The organism is Streptomyces sp. NPDC049577 (genome assembly GCF_040675635.1).
Classification (GTDB): domain Bacteria; phylum Actinomycetota; class Actinomycetes; order Streptomycetales; family Streptomycetaceae; genus Streptomyces.
Genome location: NZ_JBFAPH010000200.1, coordinates 1 through 12004 on the forward strand (window position 1 = coordinate 1; position 12004 = coordinate 12004).

Here is a 12004-nt window from a genome sequence, read left to right on the forward strand (position 1 = left end):
CGCGAGGACGGGCCCGTACTCGCTCTGCAGGGGCGGGCGCCACATCGTCTCCTTGAGGATGTCGACCTCGCACTCCTCGCCGCTCACCGCATCGGCTGGTACGAGGAGAACCCGGGCGGCCCGGTCCTCGGGCACCCGGCGCCAGCCCGGTGACGCGTTCAGGGGTGTCCCAGCAGCCGACAGCCAACCGGCTGCCTGCCCTGACGCAGAGCGGCGACTCCGCCCATTACGCCGGCATCGCCCACTTCATGGCCGGCCTGCCGCTCCCCGCCCGGGCCGCCTCCTGCGCGCGGTGGCTCGAGGGAGAGCAGCCCGTCCGTGACCGCCGGCGCACCCTGGTCACCGCCCGGCGGGCAGGGACCAGGTAATAGCAGCCGTCGTCATCATGGCGGTCATCCTGGTGGCGACCATGGCCACGGCCGTCTTCCTCGTGCGCTCGGGCCCGCGTCGACGCCGGGGCAGCGCAGCGGCGTGCCGACGAGGCCCGCGACAAGCTCCTCAGCGCCCAGCAACAACATCAGAAAGACCTGGCGGAGCACCGACACACCTTCAACGGCGCCATCATCGAGACCGGCACCGGCTCCTACCGTCTGGCCGCCACCCGAGCCCGCACCGAACAGCGCACTGCTGCTGGACGACCTGAATACGGCGCATGCCGCACCACCTTCCACCCGGCAGCAGGGCGGGCGATGTGGCTACGGCACTCATCGCCTGCCTTCGGCCAGCACGACGGCGAGGAGTCCCGGGAAACGGGCGTCGAGATCGGCGCGACGCAGAGCCATCAGGCGTGCCTTCCCCATCCGCCGTGTCTGGGTGATCCCGGCTTCGCGCAGGATTCGCCAATGATTGGACAGCGTCGATCTGGGCACGTCCACGCCGTCCGGGCTGCACCCACTCTCACCGTCCTCGGCCATTCGGCGGACCAGTGCCAACCGAACCGGATCCCCCAGCGCATGGAGCACCACAGCCAGGTCCAAGTCCGCGTCGTGGTCGGGCTGTTCCACTGACCCTCCTCGTCTCCGCCCGTGTGACACCCGTAGTATGCAGATCGCTTCGGTGTTTCGGAAAAATCGAAATGATCTAGGAGATGGCCGTGACGGTGCTTGCCACCTTTGCCCGTGTCTACGTCGACGACCTGGACGTGGCATTGCCGACCTTCGTCGAGCTGACCGGAGAGCAGCCACGACTGCGGTTCACCTACCGCGGTCTGAACCTCGCGAGCGTCGGCAGCTACCTGCTTCTGGCAGGTTCAGAGGAAGCCCTAGCCCCTTACCGCGGCACCCACGCCACCGCGATCGTCGAGTCCATCGACCGGATCGTGAGCATCACCGAGCAACGTGGCGGAAAAATCCTCGACGGTCCCAACGAGGTGCCCACCGGCCGAAACCTGACCGTGCAGCACCCCGGAGGAGCGACCATCGAGTACGTGCAGTTCCACGCAACCGCACGATCAGCCCTCGCGTGAAAGGAGACACGCTCCAACCGCGACGGCGGCGGGGACCAGGCGCTGCAGCTCTGCCGGTTCGAGCGCCTCGGCTTCCCACTGCACGGGGCGCGTCGGGTCGAGGCCGTCGCGGCGGGCGAAGGCCGGCCACCGGGGTCACCCTGCCTGCCCTCGGCCCGCGGGCAGCCTGTCCGCGCGCACCTGGCCCGTAGGTGGGCAGGACCCGGGAGGCATGGCTCCAGACCCGGGAGGCATGGCTCCAGCAGCCGGTATGTTCCACCCAGTCCCCTTCGATGTCCTCGCCGGAACAGTCGAATCGCCGATGTTTCTCCGGGGCTCGGCGAGCGTGGGTTGGAGTTTTTGCAGCTAAGGCGCGGGCCCGGACCCGGGCCCGGAGCGGCAACGGACGCTCTTATCTTTCACTAAGAATGTTCCCCTAGCGTCTCGTTCATGATGATGCAACGTGGTGCAGTCGGATCTGTTGTCCTCACGGCCGTGACCTTGACGACCACCCTCGGGGTGGCCGGCGCGGCTCCCGTCCCCGACAAGGCCGCCGCCCCGGTGTCCCGGGGCAAGGTGACGGACAACCTGTACATGTCGCTCGGCGCATTCGAGGATGCCACGTCCGGCAAGGACCCGAAGGTCAAGGCCATGATTGACCGCACGGACATCGGCGGCGTACAGGTAGTGGTGCCCTGGAAGGCCCTCGAGGGGAGGAAGGGGGAGTACAAGTGGTCACGACTGGACAATGCCCTGAACTATCTTCAGGAACGCCACAAAAAACTGTTCGTCCAGGTCCAGGATCGGTTCTTCGATGTAGCCATGAAGGACGCCAACGTTCCCCAATACGTGAAGGACGAGGGCGGTGTCGCGCCGACGATCGATGAGAACCCTGACAACCCCACCACCCATGGGGCCATGGTCGCGCAGTGGAACAAAGAGGTGCGAGCAGACTTCCAGGCCATGCTGAAGGCGATGGCGGAGAAGTTCGACGGCGAGCTCGCCGGGGTGAATCTTCCGGAGACCGCGGTCGACGTGGACACCAAGGAGGATCAGACCAAGTACACCTCAACGTCCTACATCGATGCCGAGATCGACAACATGCGCTACGGCAAGAAGGTCTTCACCAAGACGCAGTTCATCCAGTACATCAACTTCCTGCCGGATGACGACGACCACAAGCGCATGAAGGAGATGTTCGACCTCGCCAGGGACAAGAAGATCGGCGTCGGAGGACCGGACACCCTGCCGGACCGGAAGTACCAGATGGAGAACTCCTACAAGTTCCTCCACGAATACAAGGATGCCCTTCCTCTCGTCGCGATGGCCGTCCAGGAACCCGACATCAACGCCAAGGACCCCAAAACCAGTAAGCCGTACACCCGCGAACGGTTCACGGACTTCGCCCACGACTACCTCGGTGCGCGCCACATGTTCTGGACCACCGAGGCGGACTGGCTGCAGAAGCCCCCGGCATGACACGTGCACGAGTGCGGCTACTCAGACCCGTGTGAGTGACCGAGCGCTCCAGGGGGTGGCGCAACCTCGCAAGTGATCACCACATGACCGACGAGGATTACGCAGCAGCATCGTGAACGCTCTCAAAACCACCCCGGGGCCGTTGGAGGTGATACGCCCGAAGGGCGGGCGTATCACCTCCGTACGACGGACAGGAAATCCTGGGCCGGCTGCTGTGCCGGTGGCAGGCTGCCGGCGGCCCGTGGTTCTACGAGGTGTCCCTCACCTTCTGGGCACATGCCACCGCCCGAGGCAAAGACGTGGCCGAGCCCGCCGACGTCACCTTCTCCGTCCCCGCCGCCGTCACCCGGGCCCCCGCCGGCCCCCGCTCCCGCAACCGCGCCACCCGGCCCGGAGCCGGGTGCCGGCGCCCGGCCGTCGGTGCGCGGAGACGGCACCGACCGCTGGAAGGTCCAGGAGTTGATCCGGGCCAAGGCCGAGGGACAGGAGGTAGCCGCCACGACGGAGCCGCCCGAGGCCACCGACGTCATGGACCTCATGGCAGCCCTGCGGGACAGCATCGACCAAGCCGGCCGGCAAGGCGGTGGTGCGGTGGCGCCACGCGGGAGGAAGCGGGCAACCACTCGGAAGGCCGCCACCGGCAAGTGGGCCACGGGAAACAAGACCGCCCCGAAGGCCCCGGCCCGCACGCGCCGGCACCAGCCGCGGCTGCGGGCGCCAGGCCAGTGCAAAGAAGAGCAGCGACCTGGCCTCGCTCAGCAAGACCGAGCTCTACCAGCCGGCCAACAAGACCGGGATCTCCGGCCGATCTTCCATGACACGCGAGGACCTCATCAAAGCCCTCACCGGCCGCAAGCGCTCCGCAGTCGCCTGACGCCCGCCACCGGACGGGCTGACGTTCTTCGGGCGCATCAATCGTACGAGCCCTCGCTCCGACCACGGTGTCCTGCAAGGGCAGACCGCCGTTGTCCCGGGCATGGGCGTCTACGCACTCCTGCACGGCAGCCCCCGGCCACACGGCACCGCACGGTCTCTCCACGTCCGTCCGCCGCGTGGATCCGTCCGGATGTGAGAGCCGTCTTCGTCTGTGCCCTGTGGTTCACCACCCCCAAGGCCGGGGCGGCAGCCGTGGTGTCGGTGAAAGCGGAAGGCCGCGACCTGCTGTCCAGCCCGCCCTGCGCATCGCCGGGCACGTCTGGCAGGTGGCGCGCTGTGCCGCCCCGGCCGATGCGCGTCGGCCGGGGCGGCGATCACCTGCTGCTCGTCAGTCGTCAGTCGACGTAAAGCTTGGCGGGGTGCGGATAGCCGCCGTTCCAGAGTCCCTGGAGTTCGCGGATGTCCTTGGGGCTGAGCTTGATGCAGCCGTTGGAGGCGTAGTTGCCGGTCCACTTGTAGGGACCGCTGCCCTGGGCGCCGCTGGGGAGCATCTTGCTGTGGATGAAGAGCTCGGTACGCCACTTGCCGCTGTGGCACTTGTGGTTGCCGATGTCCCAGGAGATTCCGTTGACTCCCTTGGGTCCACCGTTGTGGTGCGGGTAGTAGTGGTTGATGTTGTACGTCCCGTTGGGCAGCCAGCCCCTGCCGGTCGCGCAGGTGTCCTTGCTGCCGTTGCCGGAGCCCGCCCTCCAACTGTCGATGACCCAGCTGCGGACGTGGTCCGGGTTGGCCGCCTGGACGAAGACGAACCGCAGACGTGAGTTCAGCGGGTCCTTGCCCTTCTTGAATTCCAGGAATGTGTAGTTCTTGCCCGCCGCCTTCGCCTCGGCCAGTGCCTGGCCGCTGATGACGTTGTCGGACGCCGGTGCCGACGACGACGCGCTGGCCGAGGGCGCGAGCCCGATCGTCACGGCCGCCACGGGGAGGGCCACGATCGCGCCCAGCACCCCCGTCAACTTCCGCTGCCCGCCCTGCTTGCGCTCAGTACGCATGGACCTGTTCCCCCTGAGTTCTCGGTGTGATCCGGTGCCACAAACGGTACGAACCACCGCCCCAGGCACGCGTCCCACAAGGGTTTGAACCCGCCGTCAACCTGCGCGGTACCCGCTCGACGGGGTCAACCTGCCGTGGCATTAGGCGGTTTGGTTCCCGTCGGCCCAAGAACTTTGCCACCTGCGGACTCCAACCGACGAAGCGCCGGAAAGCCCCCCCCCTTCGGCGGTGACTCTCCACGGTTTCGCCCCGACCTTGCCGTGGGCAGGCCGTTGGCAGGGCCGCCCGGGCCGCACGGGCCGCAGGCGGGTGTACGGCGCACTTCGTCGCGTTCGATCTGCTGCGGTTGTCCGGCACCGACACGACCACGTGGCCGTACCGGCGGAGCAGGGCCGCGCTGGAGTCCTTGTTCGCCGTACGGCGACTCTCGGCGCCGTGGGCGCTGTGCCCGTCGGCCACCGAGGCAGACACAGGAACTGACGACGGCACGGGCGCCGAGCCCGGCCACGGGAGCGGCCGGGCTGAGGTCGCCGACCGGGTCGCTCCGGGCGGGCCGATCGGGAAGTCACCTGCTCCCGCTGCCGGTCAGCTGCCGCTCAGCGCATCTGCGACCGCGTGGGCGAAGGCCTCGGGGTTGTCGAACATGATGTTGTGGCCGCAGTCCGGGATCGCCCGGATGGTAACGCCCGAGGCTGCCAGGCGCTCGGCGCCGGCCGGTGCGCCGTCGGCCTCCGGGTGGAGGTAGGTGCGCGGGACGGGCAGCTCCAGCAGCTGGTCGCGCAGGGCGGGAACGGCCCCCGCGCCCGGTGGACCGCGGTGCGGTAGAGGGCCTCGCGCCCGGCCAGGCGCATGGTGGACCACCAGGCCGGGCCGACCCGTTGCTCGGTCCGCTGCCAGCCGTCGGACAGGAACTCCTCCTCGGTGAAGGTCTCGATGGCGCTGCTGCCGGGACGGGGAACCAGCGGCGCCGGTCCAGGGCTGCGTTCACCAGGACGAGTTTCGAGACGAGCCGCGGATGCCGGGTGGCGAGCAGGACCGCCACCGCCCCGCCCAGGCTGTGCGCGATGACCTCGACACCTGTCGCCGCGGCGGCTTCCGGCGCGGCTGCCACGGCGTCCGCGTGGGCCTCGAGCGTGTAGGTGAAGTCCGTCGGGCGGTCGCTGATACCGAAGCCGAGAAGGTCGAGCAGCAGCGACCGACGGCCGGTCAGTGCAGGATGCGCGGCGGTGGCGGCCCGGTACACCGGGGAGCTGGCGCCCAGTCCGTGGAGGTAGAGCCGGGCCGGCTCGGCGCCGGGGATTTCGACCCACCGGATCCTGCGGGCCGCTCAGAGCGACACCCATGCGGAAGACCTGATCGGCTGGAGCATGACGATCATGGGCACCGCCTCCTGCCGTGCGCATCAGAGCGCTTCCCCGGCCCGCAGGAAAGCACCGTGCGCCCGGAAAAAGAGCAACTACAGGCCGTGGGCCGAGACAGCCCGACCCACGGTCCCCACAGGCACGACCGCACGGCTGGAGCGGACATGTTCAACCAGCAACCGCCCGCCACGCACGGCCAGGCGGGCGTTACGACGCGGTACCAAGAGCATGACGTCAGCGCCCCGATGGTCGCCCCTCATCCTGCCCCATCCGTCCCGGTCCAGAGGACAGCGAGCCAACCGTCGGCCCCGCATACAGAGCCGATGGCGCGGATCCCCACCGGCCCTCACGGGCACAGCGGAGAGCTCGGACGGCCACTTCCCGGCCCTACTCATCACGGCCTTCACCGGTACCGCCGTCGCGGGGCGGCTCTGTCACACCTGCCGCCCGGCCCGCCTCAGGGCAAGCGAGAATGCGCAATCCGGGCACCGTCCGCAGTCTCGTAGTCGCTGGAGACCAGGAGGAGGACCGTGGCGCGCCTGGTTCCCAGGGAGCGGAGCTTGTGGGGTGTGGTGGCCTTGAAGTAGACGCAGTCACCGGTGTCGAGCGTGATCACGCGTGACGGGAGGATCAGTTCGGCCCGCCCCTCGTGGACGAAGACGAACTCCTCGCCGGGGTGGTCCCGGAAGGGAACCGGGCCCGTGTCGTGCGGTGGGTAGAGCATGAACGGGGTCATGCCCTTACTGCCGGCGTCCAGCGCCATGCCCTCGTAGCGGGTGCCGGACTCGTCCGGGGAGGTCAGGGCCTGTCGCTCCGCAGCCCGGGTGACCGCGACCTCACCCGGCTCCTCGGCCTCGGCGAAGAGGCTGTCCAGGGGGACTTCGAGAGCCTTGGCGAGAGAGGCGCACACGGCGATCGAGGGAGTGCTCTGGCCACGTTCGACCTTCGACAGGTAGCTCTTGGTGACGCCGGACCGCTCGGCCAGCACCTCGAGAGTCATCAGACGTTCCTTGCGCAGTCGGCGCACCCGGTTGATCACTGGTGTCTTCCTCTCCCGGCCCGGCCCAGACGGACCCGCGCGGCACGGTCCGTACCAACCACCATGATGACACGTCGTGTCCTATAGCGAACGGCGCTGCCTCCCCTCCGCCGCCGACCCACCCCGGAGATTTGCCGGCCCGCCTTGCCCTTCGCAGTCCGCTTCCGGCCCCCCAGGGGTGCGGGCACCTTCTCCGCGGAGGCCCGGCCGCCCTTGCCTCGGGAAACCTTGTGTCCTATGGTGAACAACGTTTCCTCGAGGTCGCAACAGGAGCAGATACATGGCGAAAACGCTGCAAGACTCGAAGGACGCCCTCATCAGCCGCGCAGAGCGGCAGATGGACCGGCACTTCGGGGATTTCGAACTGACCACGCGCCAGAAGCTGGCGCTCACCTGCCGGATCGCTTACGACGGCGGCCACGACTCCGGGCTCGCCGGGCAGATCAGCTCCCGCGGGCAGGAACCGGGCACCTACTACACCCAGCGCCTGGGATTGGGCCTCGACGAGATCACCGAGGACAACCTGCTGCTGGTCAACGAGGACCTGGAGGTCCTGGAGGGAGAGGGCATGCCCAACCCCGCCAACCGCTTCCACACCTGGATCTACCGGGAACGCGCTGACGTCAACTGCATCATCCACACACACTCCCTGCACACGGCCGCGCTCGCCATGCTGGAAGTGCCGCTGATCGTCTCCCAGATGGACACGACACCGCTGTACGACGACTGCGCCTTCCTCAAGGAATGGCCCGGCGTGCCGGTGGGCAACGAGGAGGGCGAGATCATCTCCGCCGCCCTCGGCGACAAGCGGGCCATTCTGCTCGCACACCACGGCCAGCTGGTGACGGGCTCCACGATCGAGGAAGCGTGCACCCTGGCGCTGCTCATCGAGCGGGCCGCCCGCCTGCAACTGCTGGCGATGTCGGCGGGGACCATCCAGCCCCTGGACCCGGCCCTGGCCCGCGAGGCCCACGACTGGACCTCCACCGACCGGCGCAGCAAGGCGAACTTCGGGTACTACGCACGCAAAGCGCTGCGCAACCACCCCGACTGCCTGACCGGGCGGGTGGACCTCTGATGGCCAACCCGCCGCTGAAGGGCATCATCGCCTACCCGGTCACCCCCTTCGACGCCGTCACCGGTGAGGTGGACCTGCCCGCGCTGCAAAGGCTCACCAGCGACCTCGTCGCCGCCGGCACCCACGCCGTCGCCCCGCTGGGCAGCACCGGCGAGAGCGCCTACCTGACCGAGAAGGAATGGGACGCGGTCTGCGAGACCACCCTGAACACGGTGGCCGGGCGGCTGCCGACCCTCGTCGGCGTCTCCCACTGGAGCACCGAGGGCACGGTCCGTCGCGCCCGCGTGGCCGCCCTCCACGGCGCCACCGCGATCATGGTGCTCCCCCAGGCGTACTGGAAGCTGACCGAGGCCGAACTCGTCCGGCACTACAGCGAGGTGGCCCGGGCCACCGACCTGCCGATGATGCTCTACAACAACCCCGGCACCAGCGGGGTGGACCTGCGACCGGAGACCGTGGTCGCTCTCGCCCGGAAGATCCCGAACCTCACCATGGTCAAGGAGTCCTCGGGGGAGGTGTCCCGCTTCCGCACCATCCGTGAGCTGTCCGACGGAGAACTGTCGGTCTACAACGGCAGCAATCCAGTCGCCCTGGACGCCTTCCGCGCCGGGGCCGCCGGCTGGTGCACCGCCGCCCCCTGCCTCGTACCGCAGCGAGTGCTGGAGCTCCACACCGCGGTCATCCACGGACACGACGAGCGCGCGGACACGCTGCTGCAGCAACTGCTGCCGTTCTTGCAGTTCATCGTCCGCCACGGCCTTCCCCGGACCATCAAGGCAGGCCTCGCGATCCAGAACCGCCCGGCCGGACCACCGCGACCACCACTCCTGCCCCTGCCCCAGGACAAGACGCGACAGCTACGGGAAATACTCAACCACCTCCAGGCCGACAAACTCCCACCGACCGCCACCTGACAGCGCGGGGTCATGCCAGCCCCTGGCGGTAGGGCGTGTCCGCGCCCTGGGATCATGAGCGCATGCCCGGGGAATCGAACCTGATGTCAAGCCTGTGGCCGCTCGTGCCGTCCGGGGCCACCGACTGGCTGCTGGAGCTGTGTGGCGACGGCCTGACTGGGTTCATGCCTCGGGCGATGCCTGACGCGGTGTGGGTGCTCAACGCCATGTACGAGCACGAGCAGGGGCCGGCCGATGTGTCGTACCACGAGTACCACCAGGCGCGGCTGGCGGACGGGAGTGTCCAGCCGGACGTTGTTGCAGGCATCGACCTCGACGCCGTGAGCGTCGCCACAGGAGGAGGGCTGGGCCGCGCCCAGCACCCGGGCCCCGGCTGGCGCCGGCTGCGCTGGGCCGAACTGGCCCGGCGGACCGGCGACCCGGTCGTGCCCCACGGGCTGATGCCCTCCTACCGCTGCCTTCCCTCGGCCAAGAAGGAAGGCAGCCGGCCACTGGGCGTGATCCCGCCGACCGAAGGGAGTCTGGACCGTGAGACCTGGAACCAGCTGATCGCCATCCTCACCCAGTACAGCCCCGCGGGCCCGGACACCCGCTGCCTGGCCTACTACAACCCGCTCATGCTCGGAGCCGCCGACTTCGACAACCTCCACGTGCGGGCGGGCCGGCTCGGCGACGCCGAGATCCTGTACGACCACTCCGAGACCGCCTTCAGCCCGTCCAACCTGTGGGCCGATGACCACTCATGGGTGCTGTGCACCGACTACGACCTGTGGGCCACCAAGGTGGCCGGGCTCCCAGCCCTCATCAACGCGTTGCTGAACGACAGTGAGATCGAGGCGGTGCGACTGCCCTGGGCGCACTGACGCCGAGCTGCTCGTCGGGCAAGCCTGCTGCATCCGGAAGTTGTCCCCCATCCCGATGGCCTCCCGCTCGTCGCCTCTCCCCCTGCGGCGCCCACCCTGGATCGACTGTCGCGCGTCAGACTGCCGTCAGGTACTGCTCCGGGGCCATGTCGCAGTGCCGGGAATCCGTCAGCCATGACGACGGCGGGGCGGGCCCTGTGGTTCGAGCCACATACCGGACGCGCAGGCCGTAGGGTCCGGCCATGGGCGACTCCTACGTGCCGCATGCCTTCTCCGACATCGACGCTCATCCTCATCCGCTCCGGCTGGTCAACACGCTGCACCGCCTACGAAGCGAGCCGTTCTTCGTCTCCTACAAGCAGCGCCTGCGCGAACTGCTTCAGGCACAGCCCGGCCGGCGGTTCCTCGATATCGGGGCCGGCACCGGGGATGCCGTCCGGGAACTCGCCGACGAGACCGGCGCCGAGGTCGTCGCCTGCGACCTGTCCCGGACCATGTGCGCCGAGATGAAGCATGCCGGCGTGCGACAGGTCGCCGTCGCCGACAGTCACCGCCTGCCGTTCAGGGACGCTGCGTTCGATGGGGCATGGGCGGACCGGGTCCTCCAGCATGTCGCGGATCCCGGCCGGGCGCTGGACGAGATGCTGCGTGTCGTCCGCCCGGGAGGCCGCATCGTCGTCTGCGACCCAGACACGGCGACCCAGGCTCTCAACATTGAGGACCACCGCCTGGCCGCGAAAGTCCTGGGCCTGCGCCAGACGTCCGGCATCCGGCACGGCACCTTCGCCCGCCGCGTGCCCGGCCTCCTCACCACCCGCGGTCTCCTCGACGTCAAGGTCGAGCCGCGCACGCTTCTCGTCCGCGACAAGCGCACCGTCGACGGCACGATGGGCATCCGCGACTGGGCCGACGTCTTCGCTGACCTCGGCTACCTCGACCGCGCTGAAGCGCGCCGCTTCAACGCGCTCCTCGACGACGCGATCGAAGGTGGCCAGTTCCTGTACTCCGTCACCTACTTCCTCACCTCCGCCACCATGCCCACCGACCGGAGCTAGCGGGCGAAGCGCAGGGCGCGACGACGAGAGGACGTGGAGATGGCCCCGGACCGGGTCGATATCGCGTGCGCCCTGGTGACCAGCGAAGACGGGAACCGGGTACTCCTGGGCAGGAATACGGACACCTGGAGTCTGCCGGGCGGGCGGTACGAAGACCCCGCCCGTCGTGCCGTTGACGGGCTCCAGTAGGACCGCGGCGACCGGTTCCGCCCCTCGGCGGTCGATCGCAGCCGCCACCTCGTCGGCGCACGAGGGTGGGCGCATGCGAGCGGTGCCTGCAGCAACGCGTCAGTTTCTTGCGAGGGTAGGTGGGGACAGGAGAAGGCGCCGCGACCGATCAAGTGTCGCGCCAGTTCGGGATGGTTTCGCCGGCGAGGCGGCGGCTTATCAAGTCGACCATCGCCAGCTTGGTCATGACTTAACTTGCACCGCGACCGTTCCCCGAACGGGAACCGCTGCGGCTGGTGTGGCCCAGGTGAAAGAAGCGGCTCCAGTACTCTGCCCACGTGGACAGTACGGATGAGGTGAGGAGTCTTCCCGACTGGCGGGTGCTCGTCGTCGGGGGCGCGTCGGGGATGGGGAAGACCGGTGTCGGGCGGGCACTGGCACGACGGTACGACGTCCCCGTCGTGGAGGTCGACGACATCGTGGAGGCCCTCCTCGCGGTGACACTGCCGGAGCACCTTCCGGAGGTCCACTTCTGGCGCACTCACCCGGAGGCCGCCCGCCAGACGCCCGAGTCGGTGGTCGAGCGGCAGATCGCGATCGCCGAGGCGCTGGCGCCGGCGATCGAGGCGGTGGTGGCCAACCATGTGGGCACCGACACCCCGGTGATCCTGGAA

At 68.8% G+C, this 12004-nt stretch carries 9 protein-coding genes and 3 pseudogenes; 8 read left to right on the forward strand and 4 right to left on the reverse strand.

Features of this window, described 5'->3' with window-relative positions; translation table 11 throughout:
* Nucleotides 1-539: 539 nt before the first annotated feature.
* Nucleotides 540-629, forward strand: a pseudogene (locus tag AB0K09_RS21525) (AAA family ATPase); the annotation flags it as partial.
* A 75-nt stretch (nt 630-704) separates the two neighbouring features.
* Here the strand turns inward: AB0K09_RS21525 and AB0K09_RS21530 are convergent.
* On the reverse strand, nt 705-1004 hold the full coding sequence (locus AB0K09_RS21530; protein WP_366066998.1) for a helix-turn-helix domain-containing protein: 300 nt from the start codon (nt 1002-1004) through the stop codon (nt 705-707).
* An 83-nt stretch (nt 1005-1087) separates the two neighbouring features.
* Between AB0K09_RS21530 and AB0K09_RS21535 the strand changes: the two genes are divergently transcribed.
* Together AB0K09_RS21535 and AB0K09_RS21540 are read left to right on the forward strand one after the other, a co-directional pair.
* Nucleotides 1088-1465, forward strand: coding sequence for a hypothetical protein (locus tag AB0K09_RS21535; protein WP_366066999.1), 378 nt, complete (start codon nt 1088-1090; stop codon nt 1463-1465).
* A gap of 429 nt (nt 1466-1894) precedes the next feature.
* Nucleotides 1895-2923: a hypothetical protein gene (locus AB0K09_RS21540; RefSeq protein WP_366067000.1), complete on the forward strand. Its 1029-nt coding sequence runs from the start codon at nt 1895-1897 to the stop codon at nt 2921-2923.
* Between the two features lie 1271 nt (nt 2924-4194).
* Here the strand turns inward: AB0K09_RS21540 and AB0K09_RS21545 are convergent.
* The 3 genes and pseudogenes from AB0K09_RS21545 to AB0K09_RS21555 form a co-directional block, all read right to left on the reverse strand.
* Nucleotides 4195-4851 carry a L,D-transpeptidase gene (locus AB0K09_RS21545; protein ID WP_366067001.1) on the reverse strand — a complete coding sequence of 219 codons (657 nt, stop codon included), beginning with the start codon at nt 4849-4851 and terminating at the stop codon, nt 4195-4197.
* Nucleotides 4852-5437: 586 nt separating this feature from the next.
* Nucleotides 5438-6167 (reverse strand): annotated as a pseudogene (locus tag AB0K09_RS21550) (alpha/beta hydrolase).
* Between the two features lie 503 nt (nt 6168-6670).
* Nucleotides 6671-7252, reverse strand: coding sequence for an XRE family transcriptional regulator (locus AB0K09_RS21555; protein WP_366067002.1), 582 nt, complete (start codon nt 7250-7252; stop codon nt 6671-6673).
* 280 nt (nt 7253-7532) lie between these two features.
* On the opposite strand from AB0K09_RS21555, the gene AB0K09_RS21560 reads away from it, so the two are divergent.
* From AB0K09_RS21560 to AB0K09_RS21580, 5 genes and pseudogenes are all read left to right on the forward strand, one after another.
* Nucleotides 7533-8330, forward strand: coding sequence for an aldolase (locus AB0K09_RS21560; RefSeq protein ID WP_366067003.1), 798 nt, complete (start codon nt 7533-7535; stop codon nt 8328-8330).
* Entirely contained in the window at nt 8330-9244 is a 915-nt protein-coding gene (locus tag AB0K09_RS21565; protein ID WP_366067004.1) for a dihydrodipicolinate synthase family protein, read from the forward strand. Before AB0K09_RS21560 ends, AB0K09_RS21565 begins: the two co-directional genes overlap by 1 nt.
* 83 nt (nt 9245-9327) lie before the next feature.
* On the forward strand, nt 9328-10107 hold the full coding sequence (locus AB0K09_RS21570; protein WP_366067005.1) for a hypothetical protein: 780 nt from the start codon (nt 9328-9330) through the stop codon (nt 10105-10107).
* Nucleotides 10108-10349: 242 nt separating this feature from the next.
* The gene (locus tag AB0K09_RS21575) at nt 10350-11162 is read left to right on the forward strand and encodes a methyltransferase domain-containing protein (protein ID WP_366067006.1); all 813 of its coding nucleotides are present in this window, start codon (nt 10350-10352) and stop codon (nt 11160-11162) included.
* A gap of 506 nt (nt 11163-11668) precedes the next feature.
* A pseudogene (locus AB0K09_RS21580) lies at nt 11669-12004 on the forward strand (hypothetical protein); the annotation flags it as partial.

Bases quoted from the DNA above. Each gene is read 5' to 3' on its own strand.
- AB0K09_RS21535 (WP_366066999.1), top strand. From the start codon at position 1,088: ATGGCCGTGACGGTGCTTGCCACCTTTGCCCGTGTCTACGTCGACGAC.
- AB0K09_RS21540 (WP_366067000.1), top strand. From the start codon at position 1,895: ATGATGATGCAACGTGGTGCAGTCGGATCTGTTGTCCTCACGGCCGTG.
- AB0K09_RS21545 (WP_366067001.1), bottom strand. From the start codon at position 4,851: ATGCGTACTGAGCGCAAGCAGGGCGGGCAGCGGAAGTTGACGGGGGTG.
- AB0K09_RS21560 (WP_366067003.1), top strand. From the start codon at position 7,533: ATGGCGAAAACGCTGCAAGACTCGAAGGACGCCCTCATCAGCCGCGCA.
- AB0K09_RS21565 (WP_366067004.1), top strand. From the start codon at position 8,330: ATGGCCAACCCGCCGCTGAAGGGCATCATCGCCTACCCGGTCACCCCC.
- AB0K09_RS21570 (WP_366067005.1), top strand. From the start codon at position 9,328: ATGTCAAGCCTGTGGCCGCTCGTGCCGTCCGGGGCCACCGACTGGCTG.
- AB0K09_RS21575 (WP_366067006.1), top strand. From the start codon at position 10,350: ATGGGCGACTCCTACGTGCCGCATGCCTTCTCCGACATCGACGCTCAT.